Origin of the sequence: Paracoccus sp. S4493, from assembly GCF_000967735.1 — a bacterium.
Taxonomy (GTDB): domain Bacteria; phylum Pseudomonadota; class Alphaproteobacteria; order Rhodobacterales; family Rhodobacteraceae; genus Paracoccus; species Paracoccus marcusii.
On record NZ_JXYF01000117.1, the window covers coordinates 1 to 20,386 of the forward strand.

The 20,386-nt window shown below is 67.9% G+C and carries 20 protein-coding genes; 10 read left to right on the forward strand and 10 right to left on the reverse strand.

Translation table 11 applies throughout. The features are described 5' to 3' along the window. Positions 1-539 precede the first annotated feature (539 nt). The 3 genes from TW83_RS13955 to TW83_RS13965 all read left to right on the forward strand — a co-directional run bounded on the left by TW83_RS13955 (position 540) and on the right by TW83_RS13965 (position 4,205). The gene (locus TW83_RS13955) at positions 540-1,196 is read left to right on the forward strand and encodes an SRPBCC family protein (RefSeq protein WP_084697503.1); all 657 of its coding nucleotides are present in this window, start codon (positions 540-542) and stop codon (positions 1,194-1,196) included. A 3-nt stretch (positions 1,197-1,199) separates the two neighbouring features. After that, positions 1,200-2,369, forward strand: a complete 1,170-nt coding sequence (locus tag TW83_RS13960; protein ID WP_045983386.1) for a zinc-dependent alcohol dehydrogenase — start codon at positions 1,200-1,202, stop codon at positions 2,367-2,369. A 171-nt stretch (positions 2,370-2,540) separates the two neighbouring features. Next, the gene (locus TW83_RS13965; RefSeq protein ID WP_045983400.1) at positions 2,541-4,205 is read left to right on the forward strand and encodes a mechanosensitive ion channel domain-containing protein; all 1,665 of its coding nucleotides are present in this window, start codon (positions 2,541-2,543) and stop codon (positions 4,203-4,205) included. Between the two features lie 608 nt (positions 4,206-4,813). On the opposite strand, the gene TW83_RS13975 is transcribed toward TW83_RS13965, so the two are convergent. Both TW83_RS13975 and TW83_RS13980 read right to left on the reverse strand, forming a co-directional pair. After that, positions 4,814-6,535 (reverse strand): BCCT family transporter, encoded by a 1,722-nt coding sequence (locus tag TW83_RS13975; RefSeq protein ID WP_239441352.1) that lies wholly within the window; start codon positions 6,533-6,535, stop codon positions 4,814-4,816. A 95-nt stretch (positions 6,536-6,630) separates the two neighbouring features. Beyond that, complete coding sequence (locus TW83_RS13980; protein ID WP_239441353.1) at positions 6,631-7,473, reverse strand: LysR family transcriptional regulator; 843 nt, start codon at positions 7,471-7,473, stop codon at positions 6,631-6,633. A gap of 85 nt (positions 7,474-7,558) precedes the next feature. On the opposite strand from TW83_RS13980, the gene TW83_RS22090 reads away from it, so the two are divergent. Next, the gene (locus tag TW83_RS22090) at positions 7,559-7,960 is read left to right on the forward strand and encodes a hypothetical protein (protein ID WP_239441354.1); all 402 of its coding nucleotides are present in this window, start codon (positions 7,559-7,561) and stop codon (positions 7,958-7,960) included. Next, positions 7,927-8,904 (forward strand): amidohydrolase, encoded by a 978-nt coding sequence (locus tag TW83_RS13985; protein WP_239441366.1) that lies wholly within the window; start codon positions 7,927-7,929, stop codon positions 8,902-8,904. Before TW83_RS22090 ends, TW83_RS13985 begins: the two co-directional genes overlap by 34 nt. Before the next feature lie 22 nt (positions 8,905-8,926). Here the strand turns inward: TW83_RS13985 and TW83_RS13990 are convergent, their stop codons facing one another. Then, positions 8,927-9,814, reverse strand: coding sequence for a LysR family transcriptional regulator (locus TW83_RS13990; RefSeq protein WP_045983388.1), 888 nt, complete (start codon positions 9,812-9,814; stop codon positions 8,927-8,929). Positions 9,815-9,911: 97 nt separating this feature from the next. Here TW83_RS13990 and TW83_RS13995 point away from each other — a divergent pair, with 97 nt between their 5' ends. Then, entirely contained in the window at positions 9,912-10,409 is a 498-nt protein-coding gene (locus TW83_RS13995) for a lactoylglutathione lyase family protein (RefSeq protein ID WP_045983389.1), read from the forward strand. Here TW83_RS13995 and TW83_RS14000 read toward each other — a convergent pair. Then, positions 10,400-10,747: a metalloregulator ArsR/SmtB family transcription factor gene (locus TW83_RS14000; protein ID WP_239441355.1), complete on the reverse strand. Its 348-nt coding sequence runs from the start codon at positions 10,745-10,747 to the stop codon at positions 10,400-10,402. The genes TW83_RS13995 and TW83_RS14000 overlap by 10 nt on opposite strands. A gap of 90 nt (positions 10,748-10,837) precedes the next feature. Here TW83_RS14000 and TW83_RS14005 point away from each other — a divergent pair, with 90 nt between their 5' ends. The 3 genes from TW83_RS14005 to TW83_RS14015 are packed head-to-tail and all read left to right on the forward strand — an operon-like array spanning position 10,838 to position 12,617. Beyond that, positions 10,838-11,278 (forward strand): YeeE/YedE thiosulfate transporter family protein, encoded by a 441-nt coding sequence (locus tag TW83_RS14005; protein ID WP_045983390.1) that lies wholly within the window; start codon positions 10,838-10,840, stop codon positions 11,276-11,278. Then, entirely contained in the window at positions 11,278-11,709 is a 432-nt protein-coding gene (locus TW83_RS14010) for a DUF6691 family protein (protein ID WP_045983391.1), read from the forward strand. Before TW83_RS14005 ends, TW83_RS14010 begins: the two co-directional genes overlap by 1 nt. Next, the gene (locus tag TW83_RS14015) at positions 11,706-12,617 is read left to right on the forward strand and encodes an MBL fold metallo-hydrolase (RefSeq protein ID WP_045983392.1); all 912 of its coding nucleotides are present in this window, start codon (positions 11,706-11,708) and stop codon (positions 12,615-12,617) included. Before TW83_RS14010 ends, TW83_RS14015 begins: the two co-directional genes overlap by 4 nt. On the opposite strand, the gene sulP is transcribed toward TW83_RS14015, so the two are convergent. From sulP to TW83_RS14045, 6 genes are all read right to left on the reverse strand, one after another. Beyond that, complete coding sequence (sulP, locus tag TW83_RS14020) at positions 12,604-14,349, reverse strand: sulfate permease (RefSeq protein ID WP_045983393.1); 1,746 nt, start codon at positions 14,347-14,349, stop codon at positions 12,604-12,606. The genes TW83_RS14015 and sulP overlap by 14 nt on opposite strands. Before the next feature lie 16 nt (positions 14,350-14,365). Then, positions 14,366-16,039, reverse strand: a complete 1,674-nt coding sequence (locus tag TW83_RS14025) for a bifunctional protein tyrosine phosphatase family protein/NAD(P)/FAD-dependent oxidoreductase (protein WP_045983394.1) — start codon at positions 16,037-16,039, stop codon at positions 14,366-14,368. A 33-nt stretch (positions 16,040-16,072) separates the two neighbouring features. Continuing rightward, positions 16,073-16,957, reverse strand: a complete 885-nt coding sequence (locus TW83_RS14030; protein WP_045983395.1) for an MBL fold metallo-hydrolase — start codon at positions 16,955-16,957, stop codon at positions 16,073-16,075. 29 nt (positions 16,958-16,986) lie between these two features. Beyond that, a complete protein-coding gene (locus tag TW83_RS14035) occupies positions 16,987-17,199 on the reverse strand; it encodes a DUF2892 domain-containing protein (protein ID WP_045983396.1) in 213 nt (70 codons plus the stop codon). 79 nt (positions 17,200-17,278) lie between these two features. After that, positions 17,279-17,959, reverse strand: coding sequence for a Crp/Fnr family transcriptional regulator (locus TW83_RS14040; protein ID WP_045983397.1), 681 nt, complete (start codon positions 17,957-17,959; stop codon positions 17,279-17,281). 60 nt (positions 17,960-18,019) lie between these two features. After that, on the reverse strand, positions 18,020-19,450 hold the full coding sequence (locus tag TW83_RS14045; protein ID WP_045983398.1) for a fused MFS/spermidine synthase: 1,431 nt from the start codon (positions 19,448-19,450) through the stop codon (positions 18,020-18,022). A 166-nt stretch (positions 19,451-19,616) separates the two neighbouring features. Here TW83_RS14045 and TW83_RS14050 point away from each other — a divergent pair. After that, positions 19,617-20,386 (forward strand): chromate transporter (locus TW83_RS14050; RefSeq protein WP_162198051.1); only part of this gene is annotated, 770 nt, incomplete at its 3' end.

The window sequence follows — 20,386 nt, forward strand, 5'->3', positions numbered from 1 at the left end:
GTGCAGACGTAAGGCGATCACCGCGACCGGGGTTCCTTGCGCGATCGATGCCCTGCCCGACCGTTGCCCGGTCGCACCGTTCCGCCGCCGCCGACAATCGGACATAAACGGGTGACCTGTGTGGCTGCCCGGCCTGTCCCCGACTGCTGTCACGACCGGGGGTGCCGCTGCCGTGCCGTGGGTGACGTGACCTGCCGTCGGGGGCGATGAGGCAAAGGGCTGGAACATTCGCGCCATCCCCTTGTTGGACCCCTGCTCGATCACGGGCCCAGAACACAAGGAAAGGCCCGCCCATGCATCGTCGTCCCGACACGCCACCCCTGGTTCCCGGCACCGCGCGCAGGTCGCGGAACCGCGCCTGATGCGCCGTTACGCCGCCGCAAACGCTGCCCCCGACGGCGTCCAGCCACCACGCAGCCTGCTGGATCGCCGGAACCAACGCCCCCGCAACCAGACGCCGCCCATGCGGGCCATCTGACCGAACACCATGATCGCGGCGCCGGACCGTCGGTGCCGCACAGCTTTGGGAAAGGACCGTCATGCCCCATCATGATCATCTCGACCACATCCGCCACACGCCCCGGCCGCCCGCATCCGGCATCGGTCTGGGCGCGGTGCTGGGCATCTTCCTGGCCGCCGCCGGAACCGGCTATCTGCTGACCCGCCAGCCCGAACGGCGTCCCGCCGACAATGCCCCCCGGCGCGCTGCCAAGCACGGGCCGTCGGGCCGCTTTGCGCTGACCGGCCGCACCGTAACCATCGCCCGCCCCCGCGACGAGATCTATGCCTTCTGGCGCCAGTTCGGGAACCTGGCCGGCGTGATGGAGAACGTCCACGCCGTCTCGACCGAAGGCGACGTCACCCGCTGGACCCTGCACGGCCCGGGCAGCGACATCACCGTGCGCACCCGCATCACCGAGGATCGCCCCGGCGACGTCATCGCATGGGCCTCGACCGATGGCTCGGACATCGAGACCACCGGCCGGGTACTGTTTCGCGATGCGCCGGGCAATCGCGGCACCGAGGTCACAGCGCTGATCGCCTATGTGCCGCCGATGGGCGCGCTTGGCCGCGTCGTGGCCAAGCTGTTCCAGGCGGACCCCGCGATCCAGGGGCGCCGCGACCTGAAGCGCCTGAAGATGTTCCTCGAGACCGGCGAGATCGCCACCCCCCTCAACCGCAGACAGGAGGCCTGATCCATGCGCGCACTGACATGGCACGGCAAGCACGACGTCCGCGTCGAGACGATGCCCGACCCCCAGATCGTCAACCCCCGTGACGCGATCATCCAGGTCACCTCGACCGCGATCTGCGGGTCCGACTTGCACCTGTTCGACGGGGTGATCCCCGGCATGCAGGCCGGCGACATCCTGGGCCATGAATTCATGGGCCGGGTCGTCGATGTCGGCCCCGGCAGCACGCTGAAGGTCGGCCAGCGCGTCGTGGTGCCCTTCACCATCTCCTGCGGGTCGTGCTTCTTCTGCCAGCGGGCGCAGTTCTCGGCCTGCGACAACTCGAACCCCGCCGACAAGCAGGACCTGACCGAAACCATGTTCGACCATGCGGCGGCGGGCCTGTTCGGCTACAGCCACCTGACGGGCGGCTATCCGGGCGGACAGGCGGAATATGTCCGCGTGCCGTTTTCCGACGTGGGCCCGATCGTCATTCCCGAAGGCATGGACGATGACGACGTCCTGTTCCTGTCCGACATCCTGCCCACCGGCTGGATGGCCGCGGACAATGCCGACATCGAAGCCGACGACACCGTCGTGGTCTGGGGTTGCGGCCCGGTCGGGCTGTTCGCGATCCAGGCCGCCCGGCTGATGGGTGCGGCCCGCGTCATCGCCATCGACCACTATCCCAACCGCCTGGCCCTGGCCCGCCGAATGGGGGCCGAGGTGATCGACTTCAAGCAGACCTCGGTGCTGGAGGCGGTCATGGAGATGACCGGCGGCATCGGTGCGGACGCGGTCATCGACGCGGTCGGGATGGAGGCGCACGGCTTTGCCCTGGATACGGTGATGGACAACCTCAAGCAGGCCGTGGGCGTCGGTGCGGACAGCGGCCACGCCCTGCGCGAGGCGCTGATGGCGGTGCGCAAGGGCGGCCGCGTGTCGGTCCCCGGCGTCTATGGCGGCTTCATGGACAAGTTCCCGCTCGGCGCGCTGATGCAGAAGGGGCTGCAGCTGCGCACCGGACAGACCCATGTGCAGGCCTATACCCACGACCTGCTGCGCCGCATCCAGGAGGGAGAGCTGGACACGACCTTCATGATCTCTCACCGCCTGCCGCTGGAGGAGGCCGCCAAGGGCTATGAGGGGTTCCGCTGGAACCAGAACGACTGGACCAAGGTCGTCCTCAAGACCTGACGCCCGTTGCGGCCGCCGGCAGGCATTGCCGGACCGGAACCGCGTCCCCGGATCGTCGTGCCCCTTGCCCGGGCGCCCCGATCCGGGGACCGTCGTTTCCCGAAGGCCCTGTCCGATGTCACGCCCACCCCGGCATTCGGGGTCAACTGTTCCACGGAATGGACGATGCCCATGCTTCCGCTTCTGCGATCCCCTGCGCTGGTGTTTCTGGTCGCGATGTCCGTTGGTCCCGCGACCGCGCAGGATGCGACGTTCGAGACGTCCGTCCTGAACCCCGGCCTTGGCACGCCGCCGGACCGGATCAACCGCGAGACGCCCCGCGCCACCATGGCCAGCTTCCTGCGCGCGGCAGAGGACGAGGACTGGGAGGCGGCGGCGCATCTGCTGGATCTGGGCGAACTGCCGGTCGATCGGCAGGCCGAGCTTGGGCCGCGCCTGGCCCATCAGCTCTACGACGTGATCGACCGCAAGGTCGTCCTGGACTGGTCGACCCTGCTGGACCGCCCCGACGCCCTGCAAAGCCAGGGCGGCGACACCGAAGCGATGGCCGGATCGCCGCGTCGATCGCTGCTGCTGCGCGACCTGCCCATGGACCCCGTCCCGGCCGAGATCCGCCTGAACCGCGTCCAGCCCGACGGCGCCGATCAGCCCCTGTGGGTCTTTCCCGCCGAAACCGTCCGCGACGTCCCTGCCCTGCATGCCGATTACGGCCCGTCGCGGTTCGAGCTGTCCCTGCCCCCAAGCATGCGCGAAAAGACGCTTGGCGGCCTGATGCGATGGGAATGGATCGGCCTGCCCATCCTGATCGCGGCCGCGGTGCTGCTCAGCTGGATCGTGCACCGCACGCTCAAGGTGCTGCGCCATCACGCCCGCGGGCAGATCGCCACCGGGATCCTGGCGGCATCGTCCAAGCCGCTGATCATCGCCAGCGTCACCGCGCTGGTCTGGTGGGTCACGGGCAACATCTTCGTTTTTTCGGGCCGCATCGACGTCTTCGTCACGCCGGCCATCGCGACGGGCGTGGTCACGGCGCTGCTGCTGTTCATCGTCGGCAGCGTCGAGGCCCTGCTGAACGGCCTGGTCGCCCCCGGAGAGGACGTGGACCTGACCGCCGCCGAACAGGCCGAGGCCCGCATCCTTGCCACCCGCCTGAACGCCGCGCGCCGGGTGCTTGTGGTGGTGGTGTTCCTGATCGGGGCCGGCGTCGTCCTGTCATCTGCCGACCTGGCGGCCAATCTGGGGCTGTCGCTGCTGACATCTGCGGGGGCGTTGACCATCGTTTTGGGCTTTGCCGCGCGCAACGTGCTGGGCAACATCATGGCCTCGCTGCAGATCGCGTTGAACCAGTCCGCGCGCGTAGGCGACCGCGTCGTCTACAAAGGAGAGCTGTGCCATGTCGAACGCATCAACATGACCTTCGTCCAGCTGCGCAACTGGGACAGCACCCGCCTGATCGTCCCGGTCGAGGAATTTGCGTCCGAGACGTTTTCGAACTGGACCCTGCAGGATCCGGCGATGCTGCGCGTGCTCAAGCTGAAGCTGGACCCGCGGGCGGATATCGACATGCTGCGCCGGACGTTCAAAGAGGTTCTGAACCATGTCGCCACGCTGGAGATCGGCCAGAACCTGGGCGATCTGGACGATTCCAGCGTCAGCGTCGCCGATCAGGACATCTTCGGGATCCTGGTCTGGTTCAGCATCCCGTGCCGCGACCCGAACACCTCGTGGGAGGTCGCCTGCGCGGTCCGCGAACGCCTGCTGGCCGAAGCCGCGCGGATCGAGCGCGAGACCGGAAACCCGGTCTTCCCCTCCCCCGTCGCCGCCGGGGCCGCCTGACCTCATGCGCTGCAGCGTCCGTTGACGTTGCGCTGAACCGGTGCCGCTTTCGGCAAGGCGATGCCGCCCGCGGGGAAGGCCAGTGTTTTGTCGCAGGCAATGCGCATTCGACTGTTCGCATGCTTGGTTTGGATGCTGAAAACTGCCTGCGATGCTGTCGTTCCAGCTCGCCATCATGTCGGTGCTTTGCCCGATCGTGCCGTCCAAGCTGCCGGTCGAAACGACCGTCATCGAACAGACTTGCATCGTCGGGACAGCGACCCGCGTCGAGTTCGACAAAGGACGCGTGCGGCCAGCCACGTTGCCGCAATGCGTGACGGGAGGCAGCAGAACCGGGGTGCGGATCAGGCTCGTGACGGAGCTTCGCCTTATGAAAGTTTCTTCGCAACGGTTTGTCCGACTGTATCCATGCTCGCCGACAGCGAGGCTACTGGATGCAAGACATTTGACGCACGGTTGAACTTGGAAGCACAATCGTATGCATCAACAGACCCTTATGACAACAACCTCGGCGTTCTCGAATCGCCTATCCGCCACCCTCCGACGCAAGCCAGTACTATTGACACGTCTGGACGCCCCGACTGCGGCGTCCAGAAGTGTCACGTCGATCAGTTGGACGATGCCGACAAGCCTGCGGGCGCATCGTTGCCCGTCGCGCCCTCGATCTTGTCATGGGTGGAGGGCACGCCCGCCTTCTCGCGCCGCGTGTCGTTGTAGATCGCCTTGAGCAAAGCGACCGCCATCAGCGCCATGACGACCGAAAACGGCAGGGCGCCGATCACCATCGCCGTCTGGATCGCGGTCGTCCCGCCGGAGATCAGCAGCCCGGCCACGACCAGCGCCAGCGCCACGCCCCAGAACAGGACATGCGGCCGGGATTTCGGTCCCTCGTCGCCGGCGGCGTTGATGGTGTTCACGATCAGCACGGCCGAATCCGCAGAGGTGACCAGAAAGGTCAGCAGCAGCACGACGATCAGCGCGGCCATGCCCCAGGCCAGCCAGTCCCCGATCGGGGCCAGCATGAACTCGGTCATCGCAAAGATCTTGTCGCCGTTCGCTGCATCGAAGATCACGCCGTTGGCGCCGCCGTTCATTTCCAGGTCGATGGCCGTTCCACCCGCCCAGGAAAACCAGACAAAACACATCAGCGCCGGGACGATCAGCGCGCCCAGCACGAATTCCCGCACCGTCCGCCCGCGCGAGATCCGCGCCAAAAACAGCCCCACGAACGGCGCGAAGGCGATCCACCACGCCCAGTAGAACACCGGCCACCAGCCCTGCCACTGGGCCAGCAGGAACGCCTCGGACCCTTCGACGCCGTCGGATCGGAAGACGTTCACGCTCATCTGCGGCAGGGCGATGACATAGTGCCACAGCCCCGTGAACATCGCGTTGAATCCGAACCAGGTCGCCCCGAAGATGATCAGAAAGCCCAGCAGGATGATGGACAGCACCATGTTGATGTTGGACAGCCACTTGATGCCCTTGCCCACGCCCGACAGCGCCGACAGCGTCGACAGCCCCATGATGACCAGCAGCGCGACGACGATGCCGGTGGTGGTCGCGGCCCCGTCCGCATCCGCCAGCCCGCCGATGCCGATCCGGCCCAGCCCCGCGACCAGCTGATCGACGCCGAAGCCAAGCGTCTGCGCGACGCCCAGGATGGTCGCAACCACGGCCACGATGTCGATGACATGGCCAAGCGGCCCCGACAGGCGCTGTCCGAACAGCGGCGTCAGCCCCGACCGGATGGTCAGCGGCAGGCCGCGGCGATAGCTGAAATAGGCCAGCGACAGGCCGCACACCGCATAGCATGCCCACGCGCTGAACCCCCAGTGCAGGAACGACCACTTGAATGCCATCGCCACGTTGTCGGCGCCGCCGGGGGTGGTCAGGCCCATGATCGATTCCGGGGTTGTGCCCAGATGCGTGACCGGTTCGGCCACGGCCCAGGTCAGCATGCCCACGCCGATCCCCGCCCCGAACATCATCGAGAACCACGAGAACCGGGTGAATTCCGGCTGGTCGTCGTCCAGCCCCAGGTTCAGCCGCCCGGCCGCCGGCCATGCCGCCAGCGCCAGGCAGACGACGATGAAGAACGCCACGACCCAGGTGTACCAGGCGGCAAAGTTCTGCAGGATGAAACCGTTCAGCCCGGTCAGGATCGCGCCCGACTGGATCGGCCAGAAGATGGCCCAGACAACGATGACCGAGATGATGATCTTGGCCGGCACCGTCACCGCGATCGAGAATCCGTTGTAGAACCCCCCGGTGGTGGTGTTGATGTTCAGCTCTGTCAGAGGGGGGCTGATCTTTTCGTCATTCGACACCGCATGTTCCTTTGTCGTTTCCAGGCCTTCGTTCCGATCGGTCCCTGTCGGCCCCGCCATCGTCCGTCGGACGACCGCCTGATCCGCCAAAATCCTCAGCGTCGTGCCAGCACGTCGCGCATCGCGGCGACCAGCGGGGCCGCGATGCCGCCCGTCTCCCATGCGTAAAGCGATGCGACCATCGCAGGTTCCGCCCCAAAGAGCGTGTTGCGGCGCAGATCGCGTCCGACCGCCGCCCGCACCGGCAGCAGAGAGATGCCCAGACCGGCCTCGACCGCGGTCACGACGTTCGACAGGCTGCTGCCCGAAAAGGCCACGTACCAGCGCCGTCCAAGGTCCTCGGCCCGGCGGAACATCTGGTCGCGATAGAGGCCCCCCGGCGGAAAGGTTACGAAGGGCAGCGGATCGGGTGCGTCGGGGGCGCCCGGCCCCTGGAACCAGCCGATGGGTTCGGGGACGCTGGCGCGGCAGTCGGGTTCGGGCGCGGTCTCCTTGACCACGATGATGTCGAAATCGCCGTCGCGATAGCCGCGCGTCAGGGCAAGGCTGAGGCCCGCGGTCACGTCCAGCCGCACCCGGCGGTGCGTTGCGGAGAAATCGGCGAACAGCCGGGCCATGTCGGGGGTCATGATGTCCTCGGCCAGCCCGATGCGCAGCGACACGCTGCCGGACGGATCGCCAAGCGCCAGCGTCGCCTCATCCTGCAGCGCCAGAATGCGGCGCGCGTACCCGGTCAGCCGCTCTCCGGCCGCGGTCATGCGAACGGGGCGGGCGTCGCGGTCCAGCAGCGGCTGGCCCAGCTGATCCTCCAGCCGCGATATCTGCTGGCTGATGGTCGATTGCGACATGTTCAGCTGTTCGGCGGCGCGGGTGAAGCTGCCATGGTCGATCACCCCCACAAGGGCACGCAGCAGGCGGGGATCGATCATCCGATTCATGCATGAATCCTATTTGAACATTTAATTTCTTGATACGCTCGTGCCGGTCTAGATTTTCTCGAACCGCCAGCAAAGGGGAAAGACGATGACGAACCGCAGACAATTCCTGTGCCGCACCGGCGGCATCATGACGGCGGGCGCCACGCTTGGGCTTGCCCCCGTCCATGCCGCAGCACCGGACCAGACCGGCGTGTCGGACATCCCGCATGATCACTACCTGCTGACCGACGTGCTGCTGGAGACGGGCGTTGAGCGCGACGGCGACACGGTGGTCGGAACCCGGACCCAGACCCATACGCTGGAGATCAGGGGCGGCCGCATCGCCGCGATCCATGACGCGCCGACCAGCACCCTGCCCCGCTACAGCGCCCAGGGCATGCTGGCGCTACCGCCCATGCGCGACATGCACATCCACCGGACAAGACCTTCTATGGCGGCCCCTGGCAGGCCCCGCTGCCGCGCAAGGGCAAGACCATCATGGACATGATCGCGCGCGAGGAGGTGCTGCTGCCGCAGCTGCTGCCGACCTCGCAGGAGCGCGCCGACCAGCTGATCCAGCTGCTGTTGTCGCACGGCACGACGACGGCGCGCAGCCATTGCAACATCGACCCGGTCAGCGGCCTGAAAAGCCTGGAGCACCTGAACCTGGCCCTTGCCGCGCGCAGGGACGATTTCGACTGCGACATCGTCGCCTTTCCCCAGCACGGCCTGTTGAATTCGGATGTCGACGGGCTGATGCGGGACTCGATGGACCTGGGCGTGACGCATGTCGGGGGGCTTGACCCGACCAATGTCGACGGCGCGATGGAGGCATCGCTGGACGCGATGTTCCAGATCGCGCTGGACCACGACAAGGGCGTGGACATCCACATCCATGAATCGACCCCGGCCGGCATCGCCGCGCTGCATTACATGGTCGACACGGTCGAGGCGAATGCCGCGCTGCGCGACCGGGTGACCTTCAGCCACGCCTTTGCGTTGGCCAAAATGGACGAAGGCGCGCTGGACGAAATGGCGGGCCGCATGGCCGCGCAGGGAATCAGCGTCGCCACCAGCGTGTCGATCGGAAAATCGGTGATGCCGCTGCAGGTCCTGCGCGACAAGGGGGTGGCGATCATGGCGGGCACCGACAGCGTCATCGACCACTGGTCGCCCTTCGGCACCGGGGACATGGTCGACAAGGCCAACCTCTATGCCCAGCTTTACGCGGGCAGCGACGAGGAAAGCCTGTCGCGGTCCCTGTGGATCGCCACGGGCGACGTCCTGCCGCTGAACGCGCAGGGCGAACGGGTCTGGCCCGCCGTCGGCGACGCCGCAGGGTTCGTTCTGACCGAGGCCAGCTGTTCGGCCGAGACGGTGGCCCGATGCTCGGCCCGCCACGCGACGTTCCACAAGGGGCGGCTGGTGTCCGGGCGGGTCAGCACCGCCTGAGGCGCGCGTCCCTGGCCGCCGCTCAGGCCAGATCGGCGGCCAAGGCCCGGATCACCGCCAGGACCCGGTCCAGACGGGCGCTTGGCGGATGGCCGCGGGGGATGATCGTCCACAATTCGTGGTGGCGGCGTTGCGGCAGGGCCGCGATGCGCAGGCGGTCCGCCTGAGAAAAGGCCGCAAGCCCGCTGCGCGGCAGCAGCGTATAGCCGACGCCCTGCGCCACCGGCGCCGGGATCTGGCCGATCTGGTTCACGCGGCTGCGCACGCGCAGCCTGTCGGCGCCGTCGAATTCGTCGGGAAAGTTCAGCGCGAACAGATCGTCGGCATAACGCTGGCAATCCGGGTGATCGATCAGCCCAAGTGACTGCAGGTCGGCCAGGTCCGGCGGCACCGCATGTCCCGCGGGCAGCACCAGGCACAGCTCCTCCTGCCCGATGCGATCGGCTGCGATGCGGGGATGGCGCGGGTCGCGGTCGGTGACCCCCAGATCGAACCGCCCGTCCAGCACCCCCTCCAAGACGCGTGCCTGCGGCGCGGCCTCGACATGGATGGACAGGCGCGGGGCGGATTGCATCAGCGCGATGGCATGCGGATAGTACAGCATCGCAAAGCTGCCCGAACAGGCGACGCGTACCAGCCCGGCATCCGGCCGGTCCGGGGCGATCGCCTCGCGCAGGGCGCGTTCCTGGGCCCGGCGCGCCAGCCCCAGATCGCGCAGGCCAGCCCCGGCGGCGGTCAGCGTGAACCCCTTGCCCGACTGCACGATCAGCGGCTGGCCCAGCTGCTGTTCCAGCTTGCGCAGATGCTGGGACACACCCGGCTGCGTCATGTTCAACCGCTGCGCCGCGCGGGTGAAATGCCCCTCCTCGGCCAGGACGGTGAAGGTCTCGATCCAGGTGGCGTTCAGCATCGTTGATAACGGTTTGTATGGATCATCATGCGAAATGATAATTCCACATGCAGGCATCGCCTGTCTAGGTCGGATGGACCAGACACAGGAGACTGCCATGACCCCCACCCCCCGCACCTTTTCCCATATCGGCCTGTCCGTCCCCGACCTGGACGCGGCCGTCGCGTTCTATTCCGGCGTCCTTGGATTCTATGTGCTGATGCAGCCCAGCACCGTGACCGAGGATGACAGCGCCATCGGCGTGATGTGCACCGACGTCTTCGGCCCCGGTTGGGATCGTCTGCGCATCGCGCATCTGTCCACCGGCGACGGGATCGGGATCGAGCTGTTCGAGTTTGCGGGCAACCACGCCGCTGCCGACAATTTCGACTTTCGCCGCCACGGCACGTTCCATTTCGCGATCCAGGACCCCGACCTGGAGGGGCTTCTGGCCCGCATCATCGCCGCGGGCGGCAGGCAGCGGATGCCGATGCGCGAATATTTCCCCGGCGAAAAACCCTATCGGATGGTCTATGTCGAGGACCCGTTCGGCAACGTGTTCGAACTCTACAGCCACAGCTATGAGCTGACCTATTCGGCAGGCGCCTATTCCTGATCGGACCGGGCGGGCGCGTCCTGACGCGGCTGGCAGAAGGCGGCATAGAGGGCCTGCATCAACACGTCCAGGTCGGGGTCGCTGATGCGGTAGTGGATGGTCTGCCCCTCGCGGCGGGTGGCGACCATCCCGGCCTCGCGCAGGCGGGCCAGATGCTGGCTCAGCGCGGACTGGCCCAGGCCCACCGCCGCCTGCAGCGCGCCGACCGGTCGTTCGCCCTTGGCCAGTTCGCACAGGATCAACAGGCGTTTCGCATTGGCGACCAGCGCCAGCCGCGCCGCCACGTGGTCGGCCATGTCCTGCAGCGCCACGACGGAGGGATCGGGGAGGTCGTCCAATATATTAGCTTTGACTTATTTAGAGGAATCGAATATACAGCTTAGCAGACGCGCCCACCGGCGCAATCCCCGCTGACAGGACAGGCCGACATGCTGACCGAGACGACCTTTACCCCCTGGGCCTCGCTTGGCGGCGGCATCCTGATCGGGATCAGCGCCGTGATGGTGATGGGCCTGTTCGGAAAGATCGCCGGCATCGCGGGCATCACCCAGGGCGCGCTGGCCCTGCCCGGTGCCGCGCGCGACCGCGACTGGCGGATCGCCTTCGTGCTGGGGCTGATGGCCGCGCCGCTGGCGATCCTGGCCCTGGGCGGGGCGGTCGTGCAGACGGTGCCCGCGAACCTGGGGCTGATGATCGCCGCGGGGCTGCTGGTCGGGACGGGGACCGCGCTTGGGTCGGGCTGCACCTCGGGGCACGGGGTCTGCGGGCTGGCACGGCTGTCGGGACGTTCTCTGGCGGCGGTCGCGACCTTCATGGCGGCGGGGTTCGTCACCGTGTTCGTGCTGCGCCATGTGATCGGAGGGCTGTGATGCGCGCGTTGTGGGGATTTCTGGCCGGGCTGGTCTTTGGCCTGGGGCTGATCGTGTCGGGCATGGCCGATCCGGCCAAGGTGCAGAACTTTCTGGACCTGGCCGGGGCGTGGGACCCCAGCCTGGCGTTCGTGATGGGCGGCGCGACCATGACCGCCTTCATCGGTTATCGGCTGGTCTGGCGGCGCGCGGCACCGTTCCTGAACCCGACCTTCGACGTGCCGACCAACCGCCGGATCGACCGCCCGCTGCTGACCGGCGCGGCGCTGTTCGGCGCGGGCTGGGGGATCGGCGGGTTCTGCCCCGGCCCCGCCCTGACCGCCCTGCCGCTGCTGGCGCCGGGCACCCTGGCCTTCGTTCCGGCGATGATCCTGGGGCTCTGGATCGGCGCCCGCCTGAAATCCGCACCCGTCCTGAGGGTACCCGCATGAGCCTGCTGAAAGACCGCGTCGTCCGCCATTCCCCGTCCACCGGCGCGAACAGCCCGGATGTCTGGGGCATCTACGAACCCGATACCGGGTCGATCCAATATGTCTGCGCCGACCCGGCCACGAAACAGGCCGCGCTGATCGACGTGGTGTGGAACCTGGATCCCAAGCATTACCGCTTTTCGACCGGCAGCATGGACCAGGTGCTGGCGCTGGTGGCCGAACAGGGGCTGACGGTGGCCTGGGTGCTGGACACGCATCCGCATGCCGACCACGTCATGGCCTCGGCGCAGCTGGGGCGGCGGACGGGGGCGCCCACAGCCATCGGCGACCGGGTCGGCGACATCGCCCGCATCTGGGCGGGGCTGTACAACCTGCCCCAAACCTTTGATCCGGCCCGCGACTTCGACCGCCTGCTGGCACCCGGAGAGACGATCCCCCTGGGCGATCTGTCCATCCGGGTCATGCTGTCGCCGGGGCACACGCTCGGCTCGGTCACCTATGTCTGCGGCGATGCGGCCTTTACCCATGACACGCTGATGCAGCCCGATGCCGGCACCTCGCGCGCGGATTTCCCGGGTGGCGACAGCGGCCAGCTGTGGGCGTCGATCCAGGAGATCCTGTCCCTGCCGGGCGACACGCGCCTGTTCGTGGGCCATGACTATGGCACCAAGGACCGCGACGCGCCGCAATGGGAGGCGACCGTGGCCCACCACCGGGCCGAGAACCGCCACGTCCGCGACGGCACCCGGCGCGAGGAGTGGATCGCCCTGCGCGACGCCCGCGACGCGACGCTGCCCCTGCCCGACCGGATCATGGCGGCGCTGCAGATCAACCTGCGCGGCGGCCGCCTGCCCCCGGCAGAGGATGACGGCCACCATTACCTCAAGGTTCCGGTCAACCGGTTCTGATCACCCGGCGGGCCGGTTCGGCCCCTGTGTGCAGTGCGGTCCAAGCGTCGTATTGCGACAGGAAGACCCGGCCCGTCAGCTGCTGCAGGAAATCGCAGGTCTTCAGGCGGTCCATGACCGGACCCTTGACCTCGGACAGGTGCAGCGTGACGCCCATCGTCGCCAGGCGGTGGGCGATGGCCTCCAGGCTTTCCAGCGCGCTCAGGTCGATGTCGCTGATGGCCGAACACATCAGCACCACATGCTTGACCTCGCAATCGGGGGTCACGCGGTCGGCGACGTAATCCTCCAGAAAGCGGGCATTGGCGAAATACAGGCTTTCGTCGATGCGCAGGGTGACCAGGGACGGATCGGTCAGCACGTCGTGGCGCAGGATGTTGCGGAAATGCTGGGTGCCGGGGACCAGCCCGACCTCGGCCACGTGCGGGCGCGAGGATTTGTACAGGTGCAGCACGATGGACAGGATGACGCCTGCCGACACGCCCGCCTCGACCCCCACGCCAAGCGTCACCACGATCGTCGCCGCCACCGCGATGAAGTCGGCGCGGGAATAGGCCCAGGCCCGGCGCAGGATCGCAAGATCGACCAGCGACAGCACCGCCACGATGATCGTCGCGGCCAGCGTCGCGATGGGCAGGTGATAGATCAGCGGCGTCAGCGCGACGGCGGCGACCGCCAGGCCCACCGCGGTGAAGGCCCCCGCCGCCGCGGTCGCCGCGCCCGCGTCGAAGTTCACGACGGACCGCGCGAACCCGCCCGTGACCGGCATGCCGCCCGTGAAGGCCGCGCCCAGGTTCGCCGCCCCCAGGCCGATCAGTTCCTGGTCGGGGTCGATGCGCTGGCGTCGCTTGGCGGCCAGGGTCTGCGCGACCGACACCGATTCCACGAACCCGATGACAGAGATCAGCGCCGCCGGCACCAGCAGCATGCCGATCAGATCGGCCGACAGCGGCGGCAGCGTCAGGGGCGGCAGGCCCTGCGGCACCGTGCCCACGATGCGCACGCCCATCTGGTCCAGGCCCAGCCACCGGACCGCCAGCGTGCTGACCACCACCGCCAGCACCGGCCCGGCCTTGGTCGCGATGTCGGCGGCGCGGGCGCCCAGGCCCATGCGGCGCAGCAGCGGCCGCAGGCCGCGGCGGACCCAGAACAGGAACGCCGTCGCCGCCACGCCGATGCAGGCGGTAACCGGGTTGACCTGGGGCAGGCCCCGGACCAGCGACGCGATCATCTGCGGCAGGGTGTGGCCACCCGCACCGATGCCCAGGACGTGGCCCAGCTGGCTGGTGGCGATCAGGATGCCCGACGCGGTGATGAAGCCTGCGATCACCGGATGCGACAGGAAGTTCGCCAGAAAGCCCAGCTTCAGCACGCCCATCACCACCAGGATCGCCCCCGACAGTCCGGCCAGCGTCAGCGCCGCCGCCGCATAGCCCATCGAGCCCTGCTCCGCGACGGTGCCGATCGCCGCCGCCGCCATCAGCGACACCACCGCCACCGGCCCCACCGCCAGCGCCCGGCTGGTTCCGAACACCGCATAGAGGATGATCGGCGCGATCGAGGCATAGAGCCCTGCCTCGGGCGGCAGCCCCGCCAGCAGCGCATAGGCCAGCGATTGCGGGATCAGCATGATCGTCACGATCACGGCGGCCAGCAGGTCGTCGGACAGGGCCTGGCGGTCGTAATCGCGGCCCCAGGTCAGGATCGGGAAATAGGCGCGGATGGGCTTCACCGGCAAGGGTCCGTTCTTAGGGGGCGGAGGTTCTGTTGGGTTTGGCCATCCATTCATGGCCGCGCAGCATGCCGCGCCAGTAGACCGGCGGAAGGATGCGTTCCTTGAGCAGCCATGCAGCACGGCTTGGGCGGGTGCCGTCGATCAGGGCCTTGGGAAAGCTTGGCAGCAGCTTGCCGCCATAGCCGAACTCGGCCAACACGATCTTGCCGCGCTCGACCGTCAGCGGGCAGGAGCCGTAGCCGTTGTATTGTGCGCGGGCCGGATGGCCGTCGATATCGGCCGCGATGTTTTCCGCCACCACCGGTGCCTGGATCCGCGCCGCGGCCGCCGTCTTGGCGTTCGGCGCATTCATCACGTCGACAAGCGACCAGATGTTGTCATGCGTTTTGTGACGCAGCGTGGCCTGGTCGACGTCCACCCACCCCGCCGCATCCGCCAGCGGCGACACGCGAATGAAATCCGGCGCGGTCTGAGGGGGCGTGACATGGATCATGTCGAATGCGACCTCGACCCGGCGGACAGGCGTGTCGGGTGCCGCGACGTCGAACCACGCGGTGCGCGCCGGGCCGTCGATCCGGACCAGGTTATGAAAGAAGTTCAGCGTCGCGTCGTATTTTCGCACATAGTTCATCAGCGCGGGGAGATAGTCCTTGACCCCGAACAGCACGCCCCCCGCATTCATGAACTTGATGTCGATATCCTTGAGCACCCCCGCCCGATGCCAGGCGTCCCCTGACAGGTACATCGCCTTCTGCGGCGCGCCGGCGCATTTGATCGGCATCGGCGGCTGCGTGAAGATCGCGCGGCCCCGCTTCATCGCCTGGACCAGTTTCCACGTATAGGGCGCCAGATCATAGCGGTAATTGGACGTGACCCCGTTCTGGCCAAGCATCTCGACCAGACCGGGGATGCGCGCCCAGTCCAGCTTCAACCCCGGACAGACGACCAGCCTTTCATAGCCCACGACCCGGCACCCTTCCAGGATGACGGCGTTCGAGGCGGGCTCGAACGCGGCGACCGCGCCCTTGATCAGCGTGACGCCGGACGGGATCAGCGAGGCCAGATCCTTCGCCGCCTGGTCGGCCGTGAACACACCCGCGCCCACCAGGGTCCAGCCGGGCTGATAGTAATGCACGTCGGCCGGGTCGATGATGGCGATGTCCAACCCCGGCTTTCGGGACAGCAGGCTGGCCGCGACCGAAATCCCTGCCGCCCCCGCCCCCACGATCACCACGTCATGGGTCGCATCGGGCCGCGCCACGGGTGTGCGTCCGCCGTTGGCGATGCGTCGGACCACGCCGGACAGGTCGTATCCGGCGGTACTGGTGGCCGCCAGGATCTGCGACAGCGGCATGTCGTCGGCCTGCGCCAGCGACCACAGCGTGGCCGACCGCGTCCCCGACCGGCAATAGGCCAGCACCGGCCCCGGCATGGCGCGCAGTGCGGATCGAAAGGCGTCGACGTCGTCGTCGCCGACCATGCCGCCGCTGATCGGAATGTAGCGTGCCTGCATTCCGGCAGCATGGGCCGCGGCCTCGATCTCGGCAAAGGTCGGCTGATCGGCGCCTTCGCCGTCCGGACGGTTGGCGATGATCGCGCGATAGCCCTGGGCCTTCAGCGCAGGAATGTCCTGCGGGGTGATCTGGGGCGACACCGCGAATTGCGGCGAAAGGGTCCTGGGGTCCATCTGTTCCTCCCTGAACGTCTGGAGATGGCGGGGTCAGAGGCCGTTGACCGGCACCTTGAGCATGGGGCGCCCATCCTTGTCGGTGGGCATGACGCCTGCGCGCATGTTGACCTGTAGCGAGGGAATGATCAGCTGCGGCACCGCCAGCGTGGCGTCGCGTGCGGTGCGAAAGGCCACGAACTCCGCGCGCGTCTTGCCGCCGCCGACATGGATGTTGTGGGCGCGTTCCTCGGCCACGGTGGTCTCCCACCGGATCTCGCGGCCGTTGGGGCCGTAATCGTGGCACATGAACAGCCGGGTCGCGTCGGGCAGCGACAGCACCTTCTGGATGCTGTCATAGAGGACGCCCGCATCGCCGCCCGGAAAATCGGCCCGCGCGGATCCGCCATCGGGCATGAACAGCGTATCGCCCACGAATGCCGCATCGCCCATCACATGCGTCATGCAGGCCGGCGTGTGGCCGGGCGTGTGCAGGGCCACAACCGGCATCGTGCCCACATGATAGACGTCGCCATCCTTGAACAGCGCGTCGAACTGGCTGCCGTCGCGCTGGAATTCCGTGCCCTCGTTGAAGATCTTGCCGAAGGTGTCCTGCACGACCATGATCCCGTCGCCGATCCCGATCCGTCCGCCCAGGGCCGCCTGGATATAGGGCGCGGCGGACAGGTGGTCGGCATGGACATGGGTTTCGATGATCCACTCCAGGGTCAGGCCATGCTCGCGGATATGCGCGATGATCGCATCGGCATGATCATAGGTGATCCGCCCCGCGGCATAGTCGATGTCCATCACCGAATCGACCACCGCACAGGCGGTGGAGCCCGGATCGCGAACGACATAGCTGATGGTATGGGTGGCCGGATCAAAGAACGGGGTCATGATGGGCGTGACGGACATGTCGATCGGATAGTCGGTCATGATGGTCCTCAAGTCGGAAACGGGCGGTATCAGCGGCGGCAGGTCCGCATCCCCAGCAGCGTGTAAAGCGGGCAGACCCTGACAGCGGCGGTGATCATCAGCACGACGCCCGCGATGACCGCCAGGGCGCGCGGAAGACCGCCTTGAAACGCGGGCCAACCGCTGGCCAGGGCCACAAGGATCAGGGCCGCCCCCAGCACCAGGCGAAGGGTTCGGTCGGCGGTTCCGATGTTGCGTGTCATGGCGGGATCCCCTTGCTGGCTTTCGACCGTGATACAGGATTTCGCGACGCCGGTTGGTGACAAGATCACCAAGTCCCCATCAGGGGCGCGACCCGCCGCCGTCCTGCGCCGCCAGCCGTCCGATCGCGGCCGCGTCCAGCAGGTCGACCACCCCCCGCGCCTGCCCGATCCAGCCGCGCCGCTGAAACTCGCCCAGCTGCCGAGAGATCACCTCGCGCGCGGTGCCAAGTTCAGCCGCCACCTGCTGATGGGTGGCCCTGATCTGCCCCGTGTCGCGGGCCAGTTCGATCAGCTTTTGCGCCAGCCGGATATCCAGTCGTTGAAAGGCGATCTCCTCAATCACCATGAACAGGTCGGACATGCGCCGCGCATAGGCGGTGAAGATGAAGGTCCGGAATTCGACCGACCGCGACGCCAGATCGTCGAACAGCGCGCGCGGGATCGCCGCCGCGCGGACGTCGGTCTCTGCGATCCCCTCGGCAGAGTAGTCCTCGTGCGCCAGCAGGCAGGCCGTCGTCATCACGCAGCTTTCCCCGGCCGCCACGCGATAGAGGACGATCTCGCGGCCCTCTTCCGACGTCTGCTGGACCCTGACCCGGCCGTCCAGCAGCAGCAGCAGATGCTCGGGCGGCTTTCCGGGGCCAAAGACGACGGTGCCGGCCGGCACCGTCAGGATCAGGCTCTGCTTCAGCAGCGTCGCGCGCAGGTCCGGTCCCAATCTGGCCAGTCCGGGAAACTGCGAAATCCAGTCTTGTGCCATGGTGCCCCCCTTCGCATTCTCCGACCATAGGTCGGACGGTGCGGCGATGACAGGGTGGTCCTAACGGTGGCCGATCCAGCCACGATCATCGGTGAAGGCGCGTCCCGCCGCCAACCGGACCGGACCGTATTCCGCCGGATAGGCGTCCACAGAACCAAGCGGCGCGTCCGCTGCCGCCAGCATGATGTTGGCCAACCCACGGTCGCTGACCGGACCCTGGACTGCCTGGACGTGGGGATAAAGCTCGCTCAGGATCGCGTGGATGCCCCGCGCCAGCGGACCGTCGGGTGCGTCGATCAGGTTCACGTAGACCGGGCCGTCGACGATGTCGCGCAGGCGGGCATAGGTTTCCCGCGTGGCCAGGTGCGCAGGAACCGACCCGGACGAGAACGCGTCCATCACCACCGCGTCGAACCGCTGTTCGGTCCGGTTCAGAAACACCCGGCCATCGGCATGGACAATGCCAAGACGCGCGCCCTCCTCGCGGTCGATCATCGCGCCGGCCCAAGGCAGGCTGTCGCGGACCACGCGTGTGATCAGGGGATCGATCTCGACCGCGACGGCGCGGGCATCGGCGCGCGATTCCAGCAGCATCGCGGGCAATGAATAGCCCCCCCCGCCGATGAACAGGACCGACGGCGCCGCGCCCAGGTCGCGGTCCATCCGCGACCAGATCCAGTCCGTATAGGCCAGCGTCAGGCGGTCGCCTCCATCGGTCGCGACGCGTTCGGCGGCCTGCTGGGTGCGGTCGGAATAAAGGCGCACCGCGCCGCCATGACGCTGCACGTCGATGCAGGACATCCCCGATTCGTAACGGCACAGCGGCCCGCTGGCGGTGATCGCCGCGACCGCCACCGCGCCTGCCGCGACCGCAATCACGGCATCGGGCCGCGACAGGCCGCCCGCGCCCCCCTTGCCGCCAGCCCGCACCAGCGCGGCGCAGATCAGCGCCCCCGCGCCGCATCCGGCAAAGGTCGCCACCGATCCCACCAGCGGCAGCGTCACGAACCCCGCCAGCACCGCGCCCGCGATCGCCCCAAGCGATCCGGCCGCCAGGACCATGCCCAGGGACGACCCCTCGCGCCCGGGACGGGCGTCGACGGCCATCTTGGCCAGGAAGGGCGACGGAAAGCTGACCAGCACGGATGCGGGAAAGAAGGCCAGGATCACCGCCAGAAGCATCCCCCCGGTGTCGCGCGCACCTAGGGCATAGATCAGCCCCAGGACCGCGGGCGAGGCCGCCATCAGCGCCGCCGTCGCCACCAGCGCCAGCCTGACGCTGCGCACGGCCACCGCGGGGTCGCGTTCGGCCACCAGCCCGCCAAGCGCGCTGCCAAGCGAGAACCCGGTCAGAATCGTGGCGATCACCGACGTCCAGGTCACCAGCGAGGTGCCGAAGAACGGCGCCAGCACGCGGCCTGCGGCGATCTCGTATGTCAGGCCGATGGCCGACAGCACGAGGATCAGGGTGATCGTGGTCCAGAACCGCATCGGGGTCTCCTTCCGGGGCATCGTGTCGGGTCGGGTTGCCCTGCCACGGAACGCGGCGCAAGGGAATGGGTGCCCCTGTCACGCCGCCGCCATGCGGCCGCGTTAGCTTGACCAGCGCCCGTGGCGCGGGCTAACCGCGCGGGACATGGTTTGCAGAGGACCTGTGATGCCCGACCGCGCCTATCCGACCCTGGCCCAGGCCACGCGCATCTGGGCGCGGATCGGCCTGCTGAGCTTTGGCGGCCCCGCGGGCCAGATCGCCCTGATGCACCGCATCCTGGTCGAGGAGAACCGGTGGCTGGGTGAACGGCGGTTCCTGCACGCGCTGAACTACTGCATGCTGCTGCCCGGTCCCGAGGCGATGCAACTGGCCGTCTATATCGGCTGGCTGATGCACCGCACCTTGGGCGGGATCATCGCCGGGCTTCTGTTCGTGGTGCCGGGCATGGTGGCGATCATGGCCCTGTCCTGGATCTATGCGATCTGGGGCGAGACCGGCGTGCTGGAGGGTCTGTTCTTCGGCCTCAAGGCCGCGGTGCTGGCCATCGTGGTCCAGGCGGTGATCCGCATCGGGTCGCGCGCGCTGAGAAACCGCGTGATGATCGGCATCGCGGCGGCGTCCTTCGTCGCGATCTTCGCCTTTGGCGTGCCGTTTCCGGTGATCGTCCTGGGTGCGGCCCTGGCCGGGCTCCTCGGCGCGATAGCCGGGCTGGCGGCGTTCCGGGGCGGCGGCGGGCACGGTGCCGCGGGCGGTGCGCCGGTCGCGGATGCCGACACGCTGCTGGGCGACGGCACGCCCGATCACACGCGGGTCAGCGCCAGGTGGGCCGCGCGCATTTCGGCGGTGTTCCTGGGCCTGTGGCTGCTGCCGGTGGCCGCGCTGTTCCTGGCGCTTGGGCCGCAGGACGTCTTTGCACAGATCGCCGGGTTCTTCAG

What these genes read in the sequence shown, in the direction of transcription:
- TW83_RS14005 (WP_045983390.1), top strand. Translation starts at nt 10,838, where the DNA reads ATGCTGACCGAGACGACCTTTACCCCCTGGGCCTCGCTTGGCGGCGGC.
- TW83_RS22090 (WP_239441354.1), top strand. Translation starts at nt 7,559, where the DNA reads ATGACGAACCGCAGACAATTCCTGTGCCGCACCGGCGGCATCATGACG.
- TW83_RS14025 (WP_045983394.1), bottom strand. Translation starts at nt 16,039, where the DNA reads ATGGACCCCAGGACCCTTTCGCCGCAATTCGCGGTGTCGCCCCAGATC.
- TW83_RS13955 (WP_084697503.1), top strand. Translation starts at nt 540, where the DNA reads ATGCCCCATCATGATCATCTCGACCACATCCGCCACACGCCCCGGCCG.
- TW83_RS14010 (WP_045983391.1), top strand. Translation starts at nt 11,278, where the DNA reads ATGCGCGCGTTGTGGGGATTTCTGGCCGGGCTGGTCTTTGGCCTGGGG.
- TW83_RS13965 (WP_045983400.1), top strand. Translation starts at nt 2,541, where the DNA reads ATGCTTCCGCTTCTGCGATCCCCTGCGCTGGTGTTTCTGGTCGCGATG.
- TW83_RS14030 (WP_045983395.1), bottom strand. Translation starts at nt 16,957, where the DNA reads ATGACCGACTATCCGATCGACATGTCCGTCACGCCCATCATGACCCCG.
- TW83_RS13980 (WP_239441353.1), bottom strand. Translation starts at nt 7,473, where the DNA reads ATGAATCGGATGATCGATCCCCGCCTGCTGCGTGCCCTTGTGGGGGTG.
- TW83_RS13990 (WP_045983388.1), bottom strand. Translation starts at nt 9,814, where the DNA reads ATGCTGAACGCCACCTGGATCGAGACCTTCACCGTCCTGGCCGAGGAG.
- TW83_RS14035 (WP_045983396.1), bottom strand. Translation starts at nt 17,199, where the DNA reads ATGACACGCAACATCGGAACCGCCGACCGAACCCTTCGCCTGGTGCTG.
- TW83_RS13995 (WP_045983389.1), top strand. Translation starts at nt 9,912, where the DNA reads ATGACCCCCACCCCCCGCACCTTTTCCCATATCGGCCTGTCCGTCCCC.
- TW83_RS13960 (WP_045983386.1), top strand. Translation starts at nt 1,200, where the DNA reads ATGCGCGCACTGACATGGCACGGCAAGCACGACGTCCGCGTCGAGACG.
- TW83_RS14015 (WP_045983392.1), top strand. Translation starts at nt 11,706, where the DNA reads ATGAGCCTGCTGAAAGACCGCGTCGTCCGCCATTCCCCGTCCACCGGC.
- TW83_RS14040 (WP_045983397.1), bottom strand. Translation starts at nt 17,959, where the DNA reads ATGGCACAAGACTGGATTTCGCAGTTTCCCGGACTGGCCAGATTGGGA.
- TW83_RS14045 (WP_045983398.1), bottom strand. Translation starts at nt 19,450, where the DNA reads ATGCGGTTCTGGACCACGATCACCCTGATCCTCGTGCTGTCGGCCATC.